This window comes from Blastococcus sp. KM273129, from assembly GCF_021698995.1.
GTDB lineage: Bacteria > Actinomycetota > Actinomycetes > Mycobacteriales > Geodermatophilaceae > Blastococcus.
The window spans coordinates 26,580-47,347 of record NZ_SSXB01000019.1 but is presented as its reverse complement, the minus strand read 5'-3'; the positions used below and the strand labels follow the sequence as shown (position 1 = coordinate 47,347).

Sequence of the window (20,768 nt, the reverse complement as noted above, 5' to 3'; positions counted from 1 at the left end):
CGAGCGGCGCGGGGGTCAAGTTCCGCCGCGGCCCTGCCGATGATCACCGCGTGTGGTGGGCCTGGATCGTCGGTGGACTCGTCGTCTGGACGGCGGTCGCCGCGGTCCTGGGTGTCCTGCTCGGAAAGGTGATCCGCCGGGCGGACGAGCTCTCCGCGCCGTCCTGGGCCGACCGGGTCCCGGCTGCGCAGCCGGTCCGCGCCGTGCGCACCCGCCGCCGCGCCGTCCCGCTGCCCCCCGTCGGGATCGGGCTGGCCGCCGCCGCCGTGCTGCTCATGGCCACCGGCTTCGTGCTGCGCCTGAACGGGGCGTCCGGTCCGGCCGCGCAGCTGCTCTCGATGGACGCCCCCTTCTCGCTGCCCCGCCTGTTCGTGGCCGGGCTCTTCGCCGTCGCCGCGGTCGCCGCCGTCGCCGGTGCCGCCCGCAACCCCGGCCGTCGCACCTGGTGGCTGGCCGTCGGGGTGGTCGCCGCCGGCATCGCCTCGGTCAAGGCCGGCGGCACGGTGCACGCCGACGCGATGGCGGCCCTGTACGCCGCCGTCGGCCGGTCCGCCGCCCTCGCCGTCAGCGCGGTCGCCGCGATCGCCGTCGTCGGGGCGCTGTTCTTCCTCAGCCGCACCGAGCGCCGTGACCGGCGCCGGGTGCTGGGCAGCCTCGCCGGCTACGGCGTCGCCTCCGTCGGCCTCTCGGCGCTCTCCGCGCTGGCGCCCGGCTCGCTGCTGGTCACCGCCACGTTCCTGGAGGAGTCCGGCGAGGCGCTGGCCGGCGTCGCCTTCCTGGTCGCCGTCCTGATCGGTGTCGCGCCGCGGCTGGTGCTCCCGGCCGACTGGGCGCTGCGCCGCACCGACGACGCGCACTCCCTCGAGCTGGCGCAGCCGGTGGAGCGGCCCGCCACCCGCTGAGCCGGCCCGCGCAGGGCTCAGATGCCGGGGCGGACCTGCCCGCACCGGCAGGCGTACAGGGACGACCCGGCGAACGGGTCCTCGCCGCGCCAGCGGAACCAGTGCACGTGCAGGGTGGCGCGCCGCGACGCCGAGGCACCGCGGGCAGCTGCGGAACGGGTCACCTCACCCCTCCCTCCGGTCCGCCGCCCGCCGTCGGGGCGGCTCGTCCGTGCAACGGTGTACCCGGGATACCGGGCGCGCGGGCGTCGGTGGGGTGAACGCTGCGCGACCGTGCCCGCGAACGGGAGCTCCACTACCCGCTGTGATCACGCGGGAACCGTCGGTCGAGCTACTGGCCGGTGGTCCAGGCGAGCAGGTCGTCGGCCGTGCGCGTGTTGACGACGCGCTCGACGGGGACGCCGCACTCCACGGCGCGCTCGCAGCCGTTGGACTGCCAGTCCAGCTGACCGGGTGCGTGGGCGTCGGTGTCGACGGCGAACTCGCAGCCGAGCTCCACCGCCAGGGTGAGCAGCCGCCGCGGCGGGTCCAGCCGCTCGGGGCGGGAGTTGATCTCCACCGCGGTGCCGAACTCGACGCACGCGGAGAACACCGCCTCGGCGTCGAACCGGCTCTCCGGCCGCGGCTTCTGCGTGCCGTCGCGCTGCCGGCGGCCGATCACCAGCCGGCCGGTGCAGTGGCCCAGGACGTCGGTGTGCGGGTTGGCGACGGCGGTGAGCATCCGCTCGGTCATCTGCGCCTCGGGGGCCCGCAGGTCGGAGTGCACGCTGGCGACGACGACGTCGAGGCGGCCCAGCAGCTCGTCGGTCTGGTCCAGGGAGCCGTCGGCGTTGATGTCGCACTCGATGCCGGTGAGGATCCGGAACGGGTGCAGCTCCTCGTTCAGCGCGGCGACGACGTCGAGCTGCTGCTCGAGGCGCTCGGGGCTCAGGCCGTTGGCGACGGTGAGCCGCGGGGAGTGGTCGGTCAGCGCCAGGTACTCGTGGCCCAGCGCCATGGCGGCCTCGGCCATCTCGCGGATCGGGCTGCCGCCGTCGGACCAGTCGGAGTGCGCGTGCAGGTCGCCGCGCAGCGCGGCGCGGAACGCGGCGACCTCCTCGGCGGCCGGGAGCTCGCCGGCGTAGGTCTCCTCGAGCTCGGCCAGGTACTGGGGCACCTCGCCGCGGTGGGCCTGGGCGATCGCCGTCGCCGTCTTCGGGCCGATGCCCTTGAGGTCCTTCAGCGTGCCGGTGCGGATGCGGCGGTCCAGCTCGGCGTCCTCCAGGCCGTCGACGACCGCCGCGGCGGTGCGGTAGGCGCTCACCCGGTAGGTGGCCTCGCGGGCGCGCTCCAGGAGGAAGGCGATCCTCCGGAGCGCGGCCGCGGGCGGGAGCGGGGTGCTCAGCTGAACACCTTCAGGGCTCCCTTGCCGGACTTCTTGCCCGCCTTGCGGGTGGCCTTCTTCTGCGCCTTCATCGCGCGCTTCGTGGCCTTCTCGTAGTTCTTCTCCGTGGCGTCGGCGGCCCGCTTGGCGGCGCGGCGCGTGCGGTACCCGACCGACGGCTTGCCCTCGGTGTCGACGGCGGCCAGCAGCAGCCCGCCGAACAGGCCGGTGTTCTTCACGAAGTTGGAGATCTGCCCGAACTGCTCGGTCGGGTCGTCGTGCTCCCAGAAGCGGTGCCCGGCCAGCGTGGTGGGCACGATCGATGCCGAGAGCACGATGGCGGTGAGCCGCGGGAACTTGTTCAGCGCGAAGAGCGAGCCGGCGGCGACCTTGATCACCGCGTCGGCCTTCACCCACTGCTCGACGTCGCGGGGCAGCTCCACCGGGAGCTGCTTGTCGGCGGTCTCGGCGATCTTCTCGACCACGGGGCGCGCCCCGGCCACGCGGTCCTGCGGCTTGCGCAGGGTGCTGATCCCTCCGTAGATGAAGGGTGCGGCGAGCAGGGGCCGGGCGATCCGGCGAACCAGCATGGGGAACCTCTTTCCTCGGAGGGCCGGGGGCAGTCGCTCGGTGCACTGCCCCGAAGATCCACCCGGCAATCACCCGGCCGCGATCACGCCTCCCCTCGGGCTCACTGCTGGTCGACGAAGCGTTCCACGTCGCGGGGGTGCCCGGCGATGACGATCGTCGACCCGTAGGTGAGCACCGTGTCGACGGCGGCGTGCGTGTAGGCCTCGCCGCCCTCGGGCTTCACGGAGACGACGGTGACGCGGTGCCGCTTGCGCAGGCCGGTCTCCCCGAGCGGGCGCCCGACGATCTCCCGCGGCGGCTTGGTCTTGGCGAACACCCACTGCGGGTCGAGCTCCACCCAGTCCAGCAGCCGGCCCGACACCAGGTGGGCGACGCGCTCGCCCATCTCGTGCTCGGGGAACACCACGTGGTGGGCGCCGATGCGCTGGAGGATCTTGCCGTGCTGGCTGCTCAGCGCCTTGGCCCAGATGTCGGGCACCTCGAGCTCCACCAGCAGCGACGTCGTCAGGATGCTGGCCTCCAGGTCGGTGCCGATGGCGACGACGACGCGGCGGAAGTCGCCGATGCCGAGCTCCCGCAGCGCGTCCAGGTCGGTGCCGTCGGCCACGACCACCTGGCCGAGCTGGCCGGAGAGCCGCTGGACGATCTCCGGGCGGTGGTCGACCGCCAGCACCTCGGTGCCGCCGTCGGCGAGCTCGGTGGCCAGCGAGGTGCCGAACCGGCCGAGCCCGATGACCGCGACCGGGTCCCTGTAACTAGCCAACGATGGTCCTCTCCTCGGGGAGCTGGTAGCGCCGGGCGCGGTCCCGCAGGGCCAGGCCGGAGGCGAGCGTGAGCGGGCCGATCCGGCCGACGAACATCAGCAGGACGACGAGCAGCTGCGCGCCCGGGGGCAGCGCGGGGGTGATGCCGGTGGAGAGCCCGACGGTGGAGAACGCCGAGATCGTCTCGAACAGCACCTGCTCGAAGGAGAAGTCGGTCATCGCCTCCATGGCGAAGGTGGCGACGGCGACGACGCCGATGCTCAGCAGCGCGACGGCGAGCGCCTGCCGCTGGTTGGTCGGCGGTACGCGGCGGCGGCCCACCTCGACGTCGACGTCGCCCCGGAGCTCGGCCCACAGCACGTAGGCCAGCAGCCCGAACGTCGTCACCTTGATGCCGCCGGCGGTGCCGGCGCTGCCGCCGCCGATGAACATCAGCGCGTCGGTGAGGAACAGGGTCTCGGGCTGCAGGGCGGAGATGTCGAGGTTGTTGAACCCGGCGGTGCGCGGCATGGTCCCCGCCACGAACGCGGCCATGACGCTGTCGACGGCGCTCAGCGGGCCGAGCGTCCGCGGGTTGCGCCACTCGGCGAGCAGGTAGCCGGCCGTGCCCACGACCAGCAGCACCGCGGTGACGACGACGGTGATCCGGGTCAGCACCGTCCACGTCCGGGGGCGGCGCCACGACCGGAGGAGCTCGAAGACGACCGGGAAGCCCAGCCCGCCGATGATCACCGCCGCGGCGATGGTCAGGCTCACCCACGGGTCGCCGACCCAGCCCATCAGGTTGTCCGGGCGGAGGCCGAAGCCGGCGTTGTTGAACGCCGAGACGGCGTGGAAGACCCCGCTGTAGAGCGCGTCGGGCAGGGGCTCGTCGTAGCCGAGGGCGAAGCGGGTGGTCAGCACGGCCGCCGCGACCGTCTCGCAGGCGAGGCTGAAGAGCACGACCCGGCCGACCACGCGGCGCACGTCCGAGGCCGACAGCGACTTGGTCTCGGCCTGGGCGATGAGCCGCGCCCGCAGGCCCAGCCGGCGGGACAGCAGCAGCGCCACGAGGGTGGCGAGGGTCATGATCCCCAGCCCGCCGGCCTGGATGAGCGCGAGGATGACGCCCTGCCCGAAGCCCGACCAGTAGGTGCCGGTGTCCACGGTGACCAGGCCGGTGACGCAGACGGCGGAGGTGGCGTGGAACAGCGCGGTGAGGAACGGTGCCCGCTCGGGCCCGGGCGTCGCCAGCGGCAGCGAGAGCAGCGCGGTGCCCACCGCGATCGCCAGCAGGAACGCCCCGGCGATCACCCGGCCCGGGTGCCCGAAGCCCCGCGCCACCGCCGATCCGGGGGCGGGCCGGACGTACCCCTGCGTCACCCCGGCTCCTCCTGCTGCCGCCGTCGTCGGCCGACCGCGCGCGGGACACCCTGGCACACCTCGGGCCGCGAGCCGCGCAGCTCCCACCCGCGCCGGGCCGAGGCGGCCACCGCGCCACCCACCGCGAGACCGGCCAGCACGTCGCCGGGATAGTGCACGCCGACGTGCACCCGCGAGTAGCCGATGCCCAGGGCCAGCGGGGCGAGCGCGGCACCGGCCCCGGGTGCCTCCAGCGCCAGCCCGGTCACGAACGCCGCGGCCGAGCCCGAGTGGCCGCTGGGGAAGGACAGGCTGCCGGGCTCGCGGCGCAGCCGGCGCTCGATGCGCAGGTTCGCGAGGTCGGGACGCACCCGGCCGAACAGCGGCTTGAGGACGGCGTTGACCAGCGCGCTCGTCAGCCCCATCGCGGCGGTTCCCCGCAGGGCGCCGCGCCGCAGCCGGCCGCCGCGGGTGCCCAGGGCGAGCGCGACGAGCAGCCAGAGCTTGCCGTGGTCGGCCGCGGTGGAGAGCCGGCGCAGCCAGCGGTCGGCCGGGGTGGTGGGGAGACCGCCGATCCAGGCGTGCAGCCGCGCGTCGAGATCGCGGGGGAGGGGCACGCGCGGACGCTAACCGCCGCGGCGCCGGCCCTGTTGATCAGGTGACCTGATCGTTGCGGGTCCTGGCTCACGACCGGTGCTGAGCCAGGACCCTTGGTGATCAGGTGACCTGATCATCAAGCGGGCTGGGGGTCAGCTCTTCTGGCGGGCGCGGTAGGCGGCGACGGTCGACCGGCTGGCGCAGGTGTTCGAGCAGTAGCGGCGGCTGGCGTTGCGGGAGGTGTCGACGTAGACGTCGTCGCACCCCTCGGCCGAGCACACGCCCAGCCGCTGCCAGCCGTGCTGCACCACCACCTGGGAGAGCCCCATCGCGACCGTCGTCGTCAGCTGCTCCAGCACGGGGGCGTCGGGGCGGGCGTAGTGCAGGTGCAGCTCACCGTCGTGGTCGGTGGCGTAGGGCCGCGGGCGGGCGAGGGCGAGCAGCTCGTTGAGCCGGATGAGGACGTCGTCCTGCGACTCCGCGAGCGCGACGGCCCGCACCAGCCGGGCGGTGGCGCCGGCCTTCTCGACGTCGGACGGCGTGAGTTCCGCCGACGTCCCGGTGGTGAACCACTCCTCGTGCGACGCCAGGAAGCGCGCCACCCCGTCGTCGGGCGCCAGGTCGGCGTTGGCCAGGTCGATGGCCAGCTCGACCGCGGTCGACCCGTAGGTGTCGTAGTCCAATTGACTCCCTACCGTCGAATCCCTAGTCTCGGGTCTGCGTAGGCGGTCAACGGTCTTTGACCGCCTACTGTTCCGTTCCCCTGCAGTGCGAAACGAGTGCAAGCGTGCGTGCCTACCTCGCCGTCTGGCGGCTCCCCTCCGCCCCGGTGCTCCTCCTCTCCGGCTTCGCCGGCCGGCTGCCCTCGGCCATGGTGCCGCTGGCACTGCTGCTCATGGTGCAGCAGCAGACCGGCTCCTACGCGATCGCCGGCCTGGCGGCGGCCACGCTCGGCATCGCCTCGGCGATCATGGCGCCGGTCCTCGGCCGGCTCGCCGACCGGCGCGGCCCGCGGCCCATCCTGCTGACCCAGGCGGCGCTCTACCCGCTGCTGCTCGGGCTGCTGGTCGCCGTCACCCTCGGCGGCGCCCCCGACGCCGCCGTCGTCGCCGCCTCGGGGCTGGCAGGGGCGACGACGCCGCTGGTCTCGGGCACCGTGCGCGCCCTGTGGTCGCGCACCGATCCGCGCAGCCGGCCGACCGCCTACGCCCTGGACGCGACCGCCACCGAGCTCGTCTTCGTCGTGGGCCCCGCGCTGGTCGCCGCGCTCGCGGTGCTGGCTTCCCCGGCCTGGGCGGTGGGGGTGGCCGGCGTCCTGGCCGTCGTCGGGGCGGTCGGGGTCGCCGGGGCGGCCCGCTCGTGGGTGCCCCAGGTGGCGCCGTCGGCGACCCTCTTCTCCACCGTGCTCTCCCCGGGCATGCCGCGGATCCTGGTCAGCGGCGCGGGCCTGATGCTCGGCTTCGGCGCGCTCGAGGTGGCCATCCCGGCGTTCGCCGACTCCACCGGCCGGCCCGGCATCTCCGGCCTGCTGCTCGCCGTGTGGGCGCTCGGCTCGGTGGCCGGCGGCCTGTGGTTCGGCGCCCGGGTGATGAGCGCGTCGCTGCCCCGGCAGTACCGCTGGCTGCTCTTCGGCGTCACCATCGGCCTGGCACCGCTGGCATGGGTGTCCAGCCCGTGGGCGCTGGGCGTGCTGCTCTTCCTGGGCGGGACGGCGATCGCCCCCACCCTCACCGTGCAGAACTCGCTGGTCGGTTCGCTCGCGCCGGTGCACGCCACCACCGAGGCGTTCACCTGGCTGTCGACGATCACCGTGGGCGCCTCGGCCATCGGGGCGGCCCTCGGTGGCGCGCTGATCGAGAGCCCGGCCGGGGTGCCCGGGTCGCTGCTGCTGGCCTGCGCGGGAGCGGCGGCCGCCGTCGTCGTCACCCTCGTGCCCGGGCGGGGGCCCCGCGTCGCCGCCGTCCACCGGGAGCCGGTCGCCGCCTGATCCCGGCGCGGCCGTCCGGCGGCGGGGGGTGCCGGCCCACCCCCGGGGGGAGCCGGGCGCGGGGCGCTGGTAGTCTCTCTCCTCGGTGGTTCCGAGGTGACTCGAACCCCGGGAGGCTTCGCCTAGTCCGGTCTATGGCGCCGCACTGCTAATGCGGTTTGGGTTAACCCCCATCCCGGGTTCAAATCCCGGAGCCTCCGCGCACGACAACTGAACACAGGCACCCGTAGCTCAACGGATAGAGCATCTGACTACGGATCAGAAGGTTAGGGGTTCGAATCCCTTCGGGTGCACGTCTGGTTGAGACACCGATCTGCCGCGCAGCCCCGACGGGGGCGGCGCGGCAGATTCGTTCCCAGGGCCCGACGGGGCGTCGCGCGGCCCGGCTCATCCCTCGCCGCCGGCGCGCCCGGCAGGGTTCCTGCGCGTCGATCGGCCGCAGGACGTGATTGCACCACTACTCTCGGTCAGCGACCGCCGCGGCTCCTCCTCGCCGTCCCGATGCCGGGCCAGCCGCGCTCCGCCGATCCGAGGACCGACGTCGTGAACAAGCGCCACCTCGCCGCCCTGGCCGCCATGACCCTGCTCGGTGGCACGCCGCTCGCCGGCTCCGCCCTCGCCGCCCCCCGGCCGGCGGCATCGCAGGTCCAGGTCGCGGGCGTGCTCCCCGCGCCGGCCGACGTCACCGGCGCGGTCGCCGCCCAGCGGGCGGTGCTCCGGTGGTCCGGCGTTCCCGGGGCGCGCGACTACGTCGTCCTCGACGTCACCCGGAGCGACGCCGGGCGCGTGGTCGGCTCCACCAGCCGCACGACGTGGACGTCGGCGCGCCTGCCGCTCTCGACGCCGGCCTTCTCCTTCGTGGTGGTCGCCCGAGACGCCGCGAAGAGGGAGGGCGCACGCAGCGAGGTGGTGCAGGTCTTCCCGGGCGGGCAGCCGGCCACGCCGACGACGGAACCCGCGACGCCGACGACGCCGCCGTCCGAGCCCGCGACGCCGACCACCGAGCCCACGGACCCGACGACGGAGCCCACGGACCCGACGACGGAGCCCACGGACCCGACGACGGAGCCCACGGACCCGACCACGCCGACCACCGAGCCCACGGACCCGGCCACGCCGCCGCCCGCGGAGCCGGAGCTCGCCGCGCCCGCACCCGTGCCCACCCGGGTCTGGGACTACGAGGACGCCGCCACCCTGCTCCCCGACCCCTGGGACGAGGTCCACTCCCTGCGGCCCGAGGCGCAGGGCGTGACCACGGAGAATCTGTACCCCGGCAGCTCCCGCACCGCCTTCTTCACCGTCCACCCCGGGGACACCGGCTGGAACGGGACCACGGGCACCCTGCGGTCGGAGGTCCGCGACTCGATCGCCGACTCCGGGGACGTCCAGCCGGGCGACGAGCAGTACTGGGCCTGGTCGACGTTCTTCCCGGCCGATCACGACTGGGACGAGCGCGGCCAGTTCCTGATCTTCACCCAGTGGCACCAGACGGTGAACTCGGGCAACCCGAACGTCCACTTCTGGTCCGACGTCCGCGAGCACCTGATGGTCGACGTCCGCGGCGGCACCGGTGGGCGGGTCGCGGGTGACGCGCAGTACGTCGAGACCTTCGACCTGGGCCCGATCGACAAGGGTGCCTGGAACGACCTCACCGTCCGCTTCGTGTGGTCCCCGGACCCGGCGACGGGCCTCGTCGAGGTCTGGCACCAGGGGGAGAAGGTGCTGTCGGAGAACGCCGCCACCCTGTACACCGGCCAGTCGGTCTACATCAAGCAGGGGATCTACTCGGCGGCCGGCACCGCCCGGAGCCACTACCTGCAGCACGCGCCGATCGGGTACGGCCCCACGCTGGAGTCGGTCGCCCCGCTGAACAGGCTGCACCGGCCGGCCGGCTGACCCCTGCTCCGTCGCGCCACCGGGGTGCGCGCGCCGCCGGACCGACCCCCCCGGAGCGGACCCCCGCGCGCGCCCCCGATCAAGATCAGGGACGGGCTCAGGGGTTTCCCTGATGTTCCGCCACGCCTCCTCCGGAAGTCTCTCGGCCGACGGGACGCGGCCCGATGGTCGGGCCGGCCCGACCCCCGAACGGCCAGCTGGCGGGATGGGCGCACGCCCGCCCGGCCAGCACATTGGCCTGCGGACACCCGCACACGGACAGGAGACGACGATGGATGGATCCCGCAACCTCGCGGGGCGGGTCGGCCGGTGGAGCGCACGGCACCGGAGGACGGCGGTGCTGGGCTGGCTGGCCTTCGTGCTCGCGGCCGTCGCCGTCGGCGCGTTCGTGCCGCAGGCCCAGCTGACCTCCGCCGAGCAGACCCTCGGCGAGCCGGCCCGGGCGCAGCAGATCCTCGCCGACAACGGCTGGGAGGAGCCGGCCTCGGAGATGGTCCTGGTGCAGCGGGAGGCCGACGTCCCCGAGGCCGCCGCCACCGCCGCGCTCACCGACCTCGTCGGCGAGCTGCGCGCGACCCCGGAGGTCGCGAACCTGGTCAGCCCGCTCGACGGCGCCCCGCTGGTCTCCGCCGACGGCCGCTCGGCGCTGGTCACCTTCGACCTCGCCGGGGACCCGGACGACGCCGCCGAGCAGATCGCCCCCGTGCAGGAGGTGGTCGCCGCGGTGGCCGCCGAGCACGACGACGTCCGCGTGGAGCAGTTCGGCGGCACCAGCGCCGACCTCGCGCTGTCGGACACCCTCGACGCCGACTTCCAGCGCGCGGAGCTGCTGTCGATCCCGATCATCCTCGCGGTGCTGCTGCTGACCTTCGGGGCGCTGGTGGCCGCCCTGCTGCCGCTGGTGTTCGCGCTCTCGGCGTTCGTCGGGGCCCTCGGGCTGCTCAGCCTCACCAGCCAGATCTGGCACGTCGACCAGACCGCGCAGATCGTGATGCTGCTCATCGGCCTGGCCGTCGGCGTGGACTACTCCCTCTTCTACCTCAAGCGGGAGCGCGAGGAGCGGGCCAAGGGTGCCGGTCCGGTCGACGCCCTCGACGTCGCCGCCGCCACCTCGGGCCACTCGGTGCTCATCTCCGGCATCACGGTCGTGGTGGCCATGGCCGGCATGTTCCTGACCGGGTTCTCGGTGTTCACCGGCGTCGCCTCGGCCACCATCCTGGTCGTCGCCTGCTCGGTGCTCGGCTCGCTGACCGTGCTGCCGGCGATGATGGCCTGGCTCGGCGACCGGGTGGAGAAGGGCCGGCTGCCGTTCCTGCGCCGCCGCGCCGCCGACCGGCCGGGCCGCTTCTGGCCCGTCGTCCTCGGCGCGGTGCTGCGCCGGCCGCTGGTGGCCGCCGTCGTCGCCGGCGGTGTGCTCGTCGGGCTCGCCGTGCCCGCGGCGTCGATGGACCTGCGCGCCGAGGGCGTCCAGGACCTGCCGCAGGACCTCGCCGTCATCCAGACCTACAACCGGATCACCGAGGCGTTCCCCGGCGGGCCCTCACCGGCCGAGGTGGTGATCGAGGCGCCCGACGTCACCGCCCCGCAGGTGCAGGCCGCCATCGCCGAGCTGCGCGAGCGCGCCCTGGCCAGCGGACAGATGAACGAGCCGATCGCCGTCGAGGCCGGCGCGACCGGCACCGTCGCGGTGGTCAGCGTGCCGCTGGTCGGCGACGGCGAGGAGCAGGCGTCCCGCGACGCCCTGGCGACGCTGGCCGACGAGCTGGTGCCCGCGACGGTGGGCGCGCTGGACGGCGTGACCGCCGTCGTCAGCGGCGGCACCGCGTACTCGGTGGCCTTCGACGAGCTGATGGCCGAGCGCACCCCGTGGGTGTTCGGCTTCGTCCTGGTGCTCGCCTTCCTGCTGCTGCTGGTCTCGTTCCGCTCGGTCACCGTCGCGGTCACCGCGATCGTGCTGAACCTGCTGAGCGTGGCCGCCGCGTACGGCGTGATGGTGCTGGTCTTCGAGGAGGGCGTCGGCGCGGGGCTCATCGGCCTGGACGGCACCAGCGCGATCGTGAACTGGATCCCGCTCTTCCTGTTCGTGATCCTCTTCGGCCTGTCGATGGACTACCACGTCTTCATCCTCAGCCGGATCAGCGAGGCCCGGGACCGCGGCCTGGCCACCCGGGACGCCGTCGCGCAGGGCATCACCTCCTCGGCCGGGGTGGTCACCAGCGCCGCGGTGATCATGGTCTTCGTCTTCCTGACCTTCGTGACGCTGTCGATGACGAGCATGAAGCAGATCGGGCTGGGCCTGGCGGTCGCGGTGCTGCTGGACGCCACCGTCGTCCGGGCGCTGCTGCTGCCGGCCGTGATGCAGCTGCTGGGTGAGCGCAACTGGTACCTCCCGCGCTGGCTGGCCTGGCTGCCGTCGGTCCGCCACGAGTCGGTCCCCGTGCCGCCGGCCGCGGCCGTCCCGGTGCCCCGCCGGGAGGTGGTGGACGAGCCCCTGGTGCTCTCCGCCGACTGAGGCCGCCCGCTCCGGGGGTCGAGCTCGCGTCCGAGCGGTCCGCCAGGGCCGGGCGGACCGCGGGACCGGCCCCCGGAGCCGCGCCCGGGGACTTTGCGATCGCGTGACGAACCGGTCCCCCGGATGGCGTCGCGCGATCCGAGGGGTAACGAGGAACGGGGTCCCGCCCGCGGGAGCCGCCGTTGCCCCCTGCGCCGAGGAGATCCGTGTCGCCCCGTTCCGTCCGCGACGGCCTGCCGCTGCCCGGGGTGGAGGAGACCCACGTCCCGCGCCGCCGCCGGGGGCGCGCACTGCTGAAGCTGACCCTGGCCGTCGTGCTCGGCGGGGCGCTGGTCGCCGGCTTCGCGCTGCCGGTCGTGGGCGGGGCGACGCTGGCCACGCGCGCCGGTACGGACGTGCTGCGCCCGGTCGGCGACGACCTGCTCGACCGCACGCCGCCGGGCAACACCCGCGTGCTGGCCGCGGACGGCTCCCTCATCGCCGAGTTCTACCGGCGCAACCGCACGGTGGTCCCCGGCGAGGCGATCGCCCCGGTGATGAAGGACGCGCTCGTCGCCATCGAGGACAGCCGCTTCTTCTCGCACAGCGGCGTCGACGGCCAGGGCCTGGCCCGTGCGCTGCTGCGCAACCTCAGCGCCGGCGAGGTGGTCGAGGGCGGATCGACCCTCACCCAGCAGCTGGTCAAGCAGATCCGCCTGCAGACGGCGACCGACCCCGACGCGCGGCAGGCCGCGACCGACGAGAGCATCGCCCGCAAGCTGCGGGAGGCCCAGCTCGCCCTCGCGCTGGAGCAGGAGTACAGCAAGGACGAGATCCTCACCCGCTACCTGAACCGGGTCTACTTCGGGGCCGGGGCCTACGGCGTCGCCGCGGCGTCCCAGACCTACTTCGGCGTGACCCCGGACGCGCTGACCCTCGCCCAGGCGGCCACGCTCGCCGGGCTGGTGCAGAGCCCGGCCCAGTACGACCCGTTCACGGCTCCGGAGCGGGCCACCGAGCGCCGCGACGTCGTGCTGGGCCGCATGGCCGACCTCGGGCTGGCCGACCCCGCCGCCGTCGCCGAGGCGCGCCGCGAGCCGGTGGTGCTCAGCCCTGGCGAGGGGCCGCCGCGCGGCTGCCAGGAGGCCCGGATCGGTGGGTTCTTCTGCGACTACGCCCTCCGCTACCTCACCGGCACGCTGGGCATCGACCAGGAGACGATCGAGACCGGCGGGCTCACCGTCGAGACGACGCTGGACCCGGCCGTCCAGCAGGCCGGGGACGCCGCCGTCCGCCAGGCGCTGGCGCTCGAGGACCCGCGCGCGGCCGTCTACACCGCCGTCGAGCCCGGCACCGGCCGGGTGCTGGCGATGTCGGTGAACCGGACCTACGGCAGCGACGAGGCCGATCCGACGCAGACCGTGGTGAACCTGCCGGAGGTGGCCGGGCAGGGTTCCGGCTCGACGTACAAGGTGTTCACCGCGGCGGCGGCGCTCGAGCAGGGGCTGGGTCTCGACCACGTCATCACCACGCCCGACCCGTACGAGTCGACGGTGTACCGCGACGGCGACGAGCCCTACGAGGTGAGCAACGCCGGGCGCTACCGGGAGCGGCTGGACATGGAGCAGGCGCTCTACATGTCCTCGAACACCTACTTCCTCGCGCTGGAGGACCAGCTCGGCAGCGTCGAGGCGCCGGTGCGGATGGCGCAGCGGCTGGGGCTGGCCTCGCTGGACCCGGTCGCCGACCAGGTCGTCGCCGAGAACCGCGGCTCCTTCACGTTCGGTGCCGAGGCGACCAGCCCGCTGCACCTCACCAACGCCTACGCGACGCTGGCCGCGAGCGGCACCCGGTGCGACCCCTCGCCGATCCAGCGCGTGCTCGACCGCTCCGGGGAGCCGCTGCTGGGGGAGGACGGGCAGCCGCTCGGCGGGCCGCGGTGCGAGGGCGAGGTGGTCGCCCCGGGGCTGGCGAACACCCTGAACCAGGCCCTGCGCAAGGACGTCGAGCCGGGCTTCCCCGGTCAGACCGGCCGACGCGCCTACGTGCCGGGGCACCAGATCGCCGGGAAGACCGGGACGACGCAGGACACCTTCTCGGCCACCTTCGTCGGGTACACGCCACAGCTGGCGGCCGCCGTCATGATCTACAACCCGCAGCGGAACGAGGACGTCGGCAGCTTCGGCGGGGGCATCCCCGCGGGGATCTGGCACGACGCGATGGCGCCGGTCCTGGGTGCCCGCGAGCCGGTGCCCTTCGCGCCGGCCGACCCGGCGTTCGTGCAGGGCACGCGCGAGGCGGTGCCCGTCGGGTGCGCCGGCCGCTCGGTCTCCCGCTGCCGGGGGCTGCTCGGCGCCCGTGACCTCGGCGCCTCGCTGGTGCGGGTCGACAGCGGCCGGCCGCCGGGCACGGTCCTGGGTGTCGACCCGGGCCCGGGCACGGTGCTGGACCGCGGCGCCACCGTGACGGTGCTGGTGAGCAACGGAGCCCGCTGGGCACCGCCCCCGCCGCCTCCGCCGCCGCCCGCGCCGGAGCCGCCGCCTGCGCCGGAACCCCCGTCGCCGCCGCCGCAGCCGCCGCCGTCGGAGCCGGAGCCGCCGCAGCCGCCGCCGTCGGAGCCGGAGCCGCCGCAGCCGCCGCCGTCGGAGCCGGAGCCGCCGCAGCCGCCGCCGGACGCGGTGCAGTAGGGCTGGAGGGGCGGGGGGCCGGTCCTGGCGGTTTGGCCGCGTTGGTCGGTCTACCCAGCGGTGGGTAGCCACTGTCTTCCCGGCTTCCCCCGCCCGTCCCTACTGTGACCCAGCTCACAGGTGCCGTCAACCCGCGGCCCGGGACCGCCCGGAACGATCAGCCGACGCGGCGCAGGATCTCCGGGCCGAGCTGGTCGACGGCGGTGTGGCCCGTCAGGCCCAGCGTCAGGTCGAACTCGCCGACGACGTCCTCGACGACCTGGCGCACCCCGGCCTCGCCGGCCAGGGCGAGTCCCCAGGCGAACGGCCGCCCGAGCAGCACCGCCCGGGCCCCCAGGGCGACGGCGGTGAAGACGTCGGCGCCGCTCCGGATGCCGCTGTCGAGCAGCACCGGCGCGCGGTCGCCGATCGCCGCCACGACGTCGGGGAGTGCGTCGAGCGCGGCGATCGACCGGTCGACCTGGCGCCCGCCGTGGGTGCTCACCACGACGCCGTCCATGCCCTCGTCGAGCGCGCGCCGGGCGTCGTCGGGGTGCAGCACGCCCTTGAGCAGGATCGGCAGCTTCGTGCGGGAGCGCAGCCAGGCGAGGTCGTCCCAGCTGATGGAGGGCCGCGAGTAGATGGCCAGGAAGGTCTCGACGGCCGCGCGGGGGAGCGGCGAGCGCAGGTTCTCGCGGAACGACCCCGGCCACGCACGCGCCATCGTGACCAGCGCCCGCACGGCGGCCGGGGTGGGCCGCGGCTGCGCGTCGCGGGGGCCGGCCGCGGCGGCCCGCTCCTCGACCAGCCGGCGGAACACCGGGTCGGAGGTGTACTGCGCGATGCCCTTGCCCAGCGCGAACGGGAGGTGGCCCAGGTCGAGGTCGCGCGGGCGCCAGCCGAGCATCGTGGTGTCGAGGGTGACCACCAGGGCGTCGCAGCCGGCCTTCTCGGCGCGGTGGACCAGGCTCTCCACGAGCTCGTCGGAGGTCGACCAGTACAGCTGGAACCACCGCGGCGAGCCGTCCATCGCGGCCGCGCACTCCTCCATCGAGCGCGAGCCCTGGTTGGAGAAGACCATCGGCACGCCGGTGGCGGCAGCGGCCCGTGCGACGGCGAGGTCGGCCTCCGGGTGCACCAGTTCCAGCGCCCCGACCGGCCCCAGCAGCAGCGGGGCGGGCAGCCGGCGGCCGAAGAGCTCCACGGAGGTGTCCCGGACGCTCGCGTCGCGCAGCACCCGCGGCACCACGGCCCACCGGTCGAAGGCGGCGCGGTTGGCGCGCTGGGTCACCTCGTCGCCGGCGCCACCCGCGACGTAGGCGTAGGCGCGGGCGTCCAGCGCCCGCTTGGCGCGCTCCTGCAGCCGGCGGATGCCGACCGGCACCCGTGGGGATCGGCCGTACACGCCGGCCCGGTACACCTCGTTCTGCCGCCGTCGGCCGGCGCCCGCTTCGTCCACGCGGTCACCGTAGTGACCGGCCTCACGGCCGATGACGCAGGGCGGGGCGGTCGCCCCGATCGGGGGGTGCGAGCGGCCGACCGCGGGTACCGGGCCGGGATGAGATCGCACGGTCCCGTGGTTCGCGGGGAGGGGGAGCAGCGGGGAATCTGGCGACACGCCGCACGACACGCGCGACACGCTCGTAACGGGCTGGCAACGAAGCGTCACTTCCCTCATCCTCGGAACTCAGGTGCACCGGAAACAGGGGGAGCAGGGCTGAACAGCGGTTCGGGGCAGATCGCCGGGCCGGCGCGGGAGACGTCGGCGCGGGTGGCCCGCGGTGCCCTCCCCGCCGGTGTGGTGACCGGACTCCTCGTCGTCCTCCTGGGCCTCGCCGTCTCCGGCGCCGCCCCGGCGCGCGCGGTCGACGACCCCGCGCGTCCCGACGCCCGCGTGACCCACGGCCCCAGCTGCCGCCCCGGCGGGATCGTGGTCGAGGTCGTCGCCGGCAGCGCCCCCTACGTCGTCGTCCTCGCCACCGGACGGACGCCGTCCGGTGAGGACGACGCCGTCCTGGAGCCCTACGCGAGCGTGGTGCTGCGCACCGGCGACGTCGCTCCCGGCGAGACCATCGACCCGCGGTTGGAGTTCACCGCCCGCGACGGCTCGGGCGTGACCTTCGTGGACGACCTGGCCGACTACACGCTCACCCGGCCCACGGTCGAGGACTGCGAGGCCGCCATGTCCCCGCCGCCACCCCCGCCGGCGCCGCCCACCGCCCGGGTGGAGGCCGCCGAGCCGGCGCCCGCGCCCCCCGCCGAGGAGGGCACCGGCACCTCGCGGGACGCGGGCACGACGACCGCGCCCGCCCCGGCCACCGGCCGCACCGGGGCGCCGACGGACCCGGGCACCACGACCGGCGGTGGGGCGCCCCGCACCTCCGATGCCGCGGGCGCGGTCCTCCCGGCCGGCTCCGTGGGCGGTGGCGCCCAGGTGCAGGCGGGCGGCACGGTCCTCCTGCGCGGCGCCGGCTTCATGCCCGGCGAGCGGGTGGACGTCCTGCTCCACGGCGGTGAGACCGTGCTGGCCAGCACCACCGCGGACCGGGCGGGGGAGATCCGCGTCGACGTCCGCATCCCCGGCACGGCGGCGGCGGGCCCCGCCACGCTGGACCTGGTCGGCGCGGAGTCCGCGGTGAGCACGAGCGTGCCCCTGGAGGTCGCGGCCGCTGAAGAGGTGGCGCCCGTCCGCGGGGTCGTCTCCCTCGCATCGCTCACCATCGCGGCGGTGGCGCTCGTGGTCACCACCGCCGGCCTGGTCTCGGTCGCCGGCCGCCAGCACGCGGGCCGGCGCGCGGTCGGCCCGGTCTCCGCGATCTGACGGTTTCGCGGTCGCCCGATCAGGGGACCTGTGACCGCGTGCCACTGTCCGAGGACGCGCTCGCGCGCGGGGTCCCCCGGGACGCCGCCGCTCTTCCCGGAGCCGCTCCCCGTCCCGCCGAGACGTGGTTGCGCATCGTCCAGGTGCACGACCGCGTCACCCGGCGGGTCGACTCGGCGCTCCACCGCCACCACGACCTCTCGCTCACCGGCTTCGAGGCGCTGCGCCGCATCGCCGACTCGCCGGGGGAACGGGCCACGATGGGCGAGGTGGCCGAGGCCGTCGGCCTCTCCCGGCCCGGTGTCACGAGCACGATCAACCGCCTGGTCGCCCAGGGGCTGGTCGTGCGGGAACGGGTGGACGGCGACCGGCGCCTGCTGCACGCCCGGCTCACCGATGCCGGCCGGGCCCGCGTCACCGCGGCCCGCACGATGCACGACGAGCTCGTCGCCCACCTGCTCACGCTGCTCGGCGACGACGCCGCCGTCGTCACCGACGCCCTCGCCCGGGTCTCCGCCGCCACGCGCACCCGGCGCTGAGGTCCCCGGGGGCGGGGCGGCCCCGCGGCACCCGTACGGTGCCCTCCATGGGTGCTCCGGGTGACCTCCGCCACGCACGCTCCGAGCAGGCCGGGGGTGCGGCGTGAACGGCGCGCAGGCCCTCATCCGCACGCTGGTCGACGGCGGCGTCGACGTCTGCTTCGGCAACCCGGGCACCTCGGAGATGCACTTCGTCGCCGCGCTCGACGCCGTCCCCGAGATGCGCGGGGTGCTGTGCCTGTTCGAGGGCGTGGCCACCGGCGCCGCGGACGGCTACGGCCGGATGACCGGCCGGCCCGCCGGCGTCCTCCTCCACCTGGGGCCGGGGCTGGCCAACGGGCTGGCCAACCTGCACAACGCCCGCCGTGCCGCGACGCCGATGGTCCCCGTCGTGGGTGACCACGCCGGGTACCACAAGCAGTACGACTCCCCGCTGGACTCCGACATCGACGCCCTCGCCGGCACGGTGTCCCGGTGGGTGCGCCGCTCGGAGACCTCCGCGGACGTGGCGGCCGACGCGGCGGAGGCGATCGCCGCGGCCCGCACCGCCCCCGGCGGGATCGCCACGCTGATCCTGCCCGCCGACGTCTCGTGGTCCGAGGGCGCGGCGCCCGCGGCACCGCAGCCCGCGGGCGGCCCCCGGCCCGTGCCGGAGGACGCCGTCGCCCGCGTCGCCGCGCTGCTGGGCTCCGGCGAGCCCTGCACGGTCCTGGTGGGCGGGGCCGCGACGAGGGAGCCGGGGCTGCGGGCCGCCGGCCGGATCGCGCGGGCGACCGGGGCGGCGCTCTTCTGCGAGACCTTCCCCGCCCGGCTCGAGCGCGGGGCCGGCCTGCCGCCCGTCGAGCGGCTGCCCCGGGCCGGCCAGCAGGTCGCCGCCCGGCTGGCCGGCGTCCGGCACCTCGTCTGCGTCGGGGCGCGCCCGCCGGTCGAGTTCTTCGCCTACCCCGACCGCCCCAGCAGCCTGGTCCCCGAAGGGTGCGAGGTGCACGTGCTCGCCGAGGGGGCGGACGACGTCGTCGGCGCGCTCGACCGGCTGGCCGACCTCGTGGCGCCGGGGGTGGAGCCCGATCTGCAGCCCCTCGACCGGCCGGAGCTGCCCACCGGCCCGCTCACCGCGGACGCCGTCGGCGCGGCGCTGGGCGCCCTGCTGCCGGAGGGGGCGGTCGTCGTGGACGAGGGGGTCACCTCCACCCGGCAGATGCCGTTCCCGACGGCGGGGGCGCCGCGGCACGACTGGCTCACGCTCACCGGCGGCGCGATCGGCCAGGGGCTCCCGGTGGCCACGGGGGCCGCCGTCGCCTGCCCCGGGCGGCGGGTCGTCAGCCTCGAGGGCGACGGCAGCGCGATGTACACGATCTCGGCGCTGTGGACCCAGGCGCGGGAGCGGCTCGACGTGACCACGGTCGTGTTCAGCAACCGCTCCTACCGCATCCTCGAGGGCGAGCTCCGCAACGTCGGGGCGCAGGCCTCCGGGCCGCGCTCGCGGGACCTCCTGGAGCTCGACCGGCCCGACCTCGACTTCGTCGCGCTGGCCGCCGGGATGGGCGTCCCGGGCAGCCGCGCGACGACGGCCCAGGAGTTCGCCGAGCAGTTCCGCCGGGCCGTCTCGCAGCCCGGACCGCACGTGATCGACGCCGTGCTGTCCGTCAGCTGACCGAGTCCGGATCGTTGCCTCCCGGGGCGATGCGCGTTCCGGCGCTGTGCTTGTATCCAGGTGATCCACACCACGAGCCGGGTGCGTCCCGGCTCGGGCAGACCGGTCAGCGGTGACCGTTGGGGGGAAGAAGCATGCGTATCTCGGCAGGCCTCGCGAGCGTGGCCCTGATCGGTCTGGTGGCCGCCTGCGGCGGTGACGACAGCGGTGGCGGCACCGCTGCCGAGGGCGGCGGTGGCGGCGAGGCGTCGTCCTACCCGACGGAGTCGATCCGGATGCTCGTCCCCTACGGCGCCGGTGGCCCGACCGACCTGACCACGCGCACCGTCGGCGCCTGCCTCGAGGAGGAGCTGGGGCAGACGGTCGTCGTCGAGAACCTGCCGGGCGGCTCCGGTGCGCTGGCGACGACGGAGCTGGTCGGCGCCGAGCCCGACGGGTACACCCTCTCCCTGGTCACCGCGGGCACGATGGTGCTGACGCCGCTGGCCAACGAGGTGGGCTACACCAAGGACGACATCACCCCCGTCGGGGTCATGACCGAGGTGCCGTCGGTGCTGGCGGTGGGCGAGAACTCCCCCTACGCCTCCGCGGAGGACTTCTTCGCCGCGGTCGAGGCCGAGCCGGGCACGATCACGGTGGGCACGCCCGGCGCCTCCACGCCCCAGGCCATCGAGCTGCAGCGGCTGGCCGAGGAGCACGGCGTGCAGGTCACCGCCGTCCCGTTCAACGGCAACGCCGAGATGACCACGGCCCTCCTCGGCGGGAACGTCGACGCGGTGCTGATCAACGCCTCGAGCGACGTCGTGCAGAACATCGAGTCCGGCGCCTTCGTCCCGCTCGTGGCCTCGCCGGAGGAGCGGCTGTCCTGGCTGCCCGACACCCCGACGTTCGAGGAGCTGGGCTACGACGGCCTGACGCTGTCGGGCTCGACGTTCGGCCTGGCCGGTCCGGCCGGCCTGCCCGACGACGTCGTCTCGACGCTGGAGGAGACGCTCCAGACCTGCCTGGAGAAGCCGGAGGTGCAGGAGCAGCTCGGTGAGGAGTACGTCCTCGAGGAGTTCGCCGGCGCCGACGAGCTCGCCGAGGTCCTCGACCGCACGCAGGAGGTCTACGAACCGATCCTCGGCTGACGCTCCCGCACCAGACGCCCGTACGA

At 75.1% G+C, this 20,768-nt stretch carries 17 protein-coding genes and 2 tRNA genes; 11 read left to right on the top strand and 8 right to left on the bottom strand.

The window, feature by feature from the left end:
* The first annotated feature begins 50 nt into the window (after positions 1 to 50).
* A complete protein-coding gene (locus E9565_RS08260) occupies positions 51 to 902 on the top strand; it encodes a hypothetical protein (protein WP_236834554.1) in 852 nt (283 codons plus the stop codon).
* A 17-nt stretch (positions 903 to 919) separates the two neighbouring features.
* Here the strand turns inward: E9565_RS08260 and E9565_RS08255 are convergent, their stop codons facing one another.
* The 7 genes from E9565_RS08255 to E9565_RS08225 all read right to left on the bottom strand — a co-directional run bounded on the left by E9565_RS08255 (position 920) and on the right by E9565_RS08225 (position 6,241).
* A complete protein-coding gene (locus tag E9565_RS08255; protein WP_236828164.1) occupies positions 920 to 1,066 on the bottom strand; it encodes a hypothetical protein in 147 nt (48 codons plus the stop codon).
* Between the two features lie 167 nt (positions 1,067 to 1,233).
* Complete coding sequence (locus E9565_RS08250) at positions 1,234 to 2,286, bottom strand: PHP domain-containing protein (protein ID WP_255725848.1); 1,053 nt, start codon at positions 2,284 to 2,286, stop codon at positions 1,234 to 1,236.
* Positions 2,283 to 2,855 carry a DoxX family protein gene (locus E9565_RS08245; protein ID WP_236828163.1) on the bottom strand — a complete coding sequence of 191 codons (573 nt, stop codon included), beginning with the start codon at positions 2,853 to 2,855 and terminating at the stop codon, positions 2,283 to 2,285. Before E9565_RS08245 ends, E9565_RS08250 begins: the two co-directional genes overlap by 4 nt.
* Positions 2,856 to 2,956: 101 nt before the next feature.
* Positions 2,957 to 3,619 carry a TrkA family potassium uptake protein gene (locus tag E9565_RS08240; protein WP_236828162.1) on the bottom strand — a complete coding sequence of 221 codons (663 nt, stop codon included), beginning with the start codon at positions 3,617 to 3,619 and terminating at the stop codon, positions 2,957 to 2,959.
* Positions 3,612 to 4,982 (bottom strand): TrkH family potassium uptake protein, encoded by a 1,371-nt coding sequence (locus E9565_RS08235; RefSeq protein WP_236828161.1) that lies wholly within the window; start codon positions 4,980 to 4,982, stop codon positions 3,612 to 3,614. Before E9565_RS08235 ends, E9565_RS08240 begins: the two co-directional genes overlap by 8 nt.
* Entirely contained in the window at positions 4,979 to 5,578 is a 600-nt protein-coding gene (locus E9565_RS08230; RefSeq protein ID WP_236834552.1) for a phosphatase PAP2 family protein, read from the bottom strand. Before E9565_RS08230 ends, E9565_RS08235 begins: the two co-directional genes overlap by 4 nt.
* A 132-nt stretch (positions 5,579 to 5,710) precedes the next feature.
* Positions 5,711 to 6,241, bottom strand: a complete 531-nt coding sequence (locus tag E9565_RS08225) for a CGNR zinc finger domain-containing protein (protein ID WP_236828159.1) — start codon at positions 6,239 to 6,241, stop codon at positions 5,711 to 5,713.
* Positions 6,242 to 6,345: 104 nt separating this feature from the next.
* Here E9565_RS08225 and E9565_RS08220 point away from each other — a divergent pair, with 104 nt between their 5' ends.
* The 6 genes from E9565_RS08220 (at position 6,346) to E9565_RS08195 (ending at position 14,619) form a co-directional block, all read left to right on the top strand.
* The gene (locus E9565_RS08220; RefSeq protein ID WP_236834550.1) at positions 6,346 to 7,545 is read left to right on the top strand and encodes an MFS transporter; all 1,200 of its coding nucleotides are present in this window, start codon (positions 6,346 to 6,348) and stop codon (positions 7,543 to 7,545) included.
* Positions 7,546 to 7,656: 111 nt separating this feature from the next.
* Positions 7,657 to 7,745: transfer RNA gene (locus E9565_RS08215), tRNA-Ser, on the top strand.
* Between the two features lie 20 nt (positions 7,746 to 7,765).
* A tRNA-Arg gene (locus tag E9565_RS08210) sits at positions 7,766 to 7,838 on the top strand.
* A gap of 250 nt (positions 7,839 to 8,088) precedes the next feature.
* The gene (locus tag E9565_RS22940) at positions 8,089 to 9,441 is read left to right on the top strand and encodes a heparin lyase I family protein (RefSeq protein WP_308196104.1); all 1,353 of its coding nucleotides are present in this window, start codon (positions 8,089 to 8,091) and stop codon (positions 9,439 to 9,441) included.
* A 271-nt stretch (positions 9,442 to 9,712) separates the two neighbouring features.
* Positions 9,713 to 11,953, top strand: a complete 2,241-nt coding sequence (locus E9565_RS08200) for an MMPL family transporter (RefSeq protein WP_236834548.1) — start codon at positions 9,713 to 9,715, stop codon at positions 11,951 to 11,953.
* A 206-nt stretch (positions 11,954 to 12,159) separates the two neighbouring features.
* Complete coding sequence (locus E9565_RS08195) at positions 12,160 to 14,619, top strand: penicillin-binding protein (RefSeq protein ID WP_236834547.1); 2,460 nt, start codon at positions 12,160 to 12,162, stop codon at positions 14,617 to 14,619.
* A gap of 157 nt (positions 14,620 to 14,776) precedes the next feature.
* Here E9565_RS08195 and E9565_RS08190 read toward each other — a convergent pair whose 3' ends face one another.
* On the bottom strand, positions 14,777 to 16,057 hold the full coding sequence (locus tag E9565_RS08190; RefSeq protein WP_236834545.1) for an alpha-hydroxy-acid oxidizing protein: 1,281 nt from the start codon (positions 16,055 to 16,057) through the stop codon (positions 14,777 to 14,779).
* Between the two features lie 342 nt (positions 16,058 to 16,399).
* Between E9565_RS08190 and E9565_RS08185 the strand changes: the two genes are divergently transcribed.
* The 4 genes from E9565_RS08185 (at position 16,400) to E9565_RS08170 (ending at position 20,742) form a co-directional block, all read left to right on the top strand.
* Positions 16,400 to 17,419: a hypothetical protein gene (locus tag E9565_RS08185; protein ID WP_236834543.1), complete on the top strand. Its 1,020-nt coding sequence runs from the start codon at positions 16,400 to 16,402 to the stop codon at positions 17,417 to 17,419.
* A 38-nt stretch (positions 17,420 to 17,457) separates the two neighbouring features.
* A complete protein-coding gene (locus E9565_RS08180) occupies positions 17,458 to 17,958 on the top strand; it encodes a MarR family winged helix-turn-helix transcriptional regulator (protein ID WP_236827145.1) in 501 nt (166 codons plus the stop codon).
* A gap of 103 nt (positions 17,959 to 18,061) precedes the next feature.
* Entirely contained in the window at positions 18,062 to 19,612 is a 1,551-nt protein-coding gene (locus tag E9565_RS08175; protein WP_236834541.1) for an acetolactate synthase large subunit, read from the top strand.
* Between the two features lie 134 nt (positions 19,613 to 19,746).
* Positions 19,747 to 20,742, top strand: a complete 996-nt coding sequence (locus E9565_RS08170; RefSeq protein WP_236834540.1) for a tripartite tricarboxylate transporter substrate binding protein — start codon at positions 19,747 to 19,749, stop codon at positions 20,740 to 20,742.
* Positions 20,743 to 20,768 lie beyond the last annotated feature (26 nt).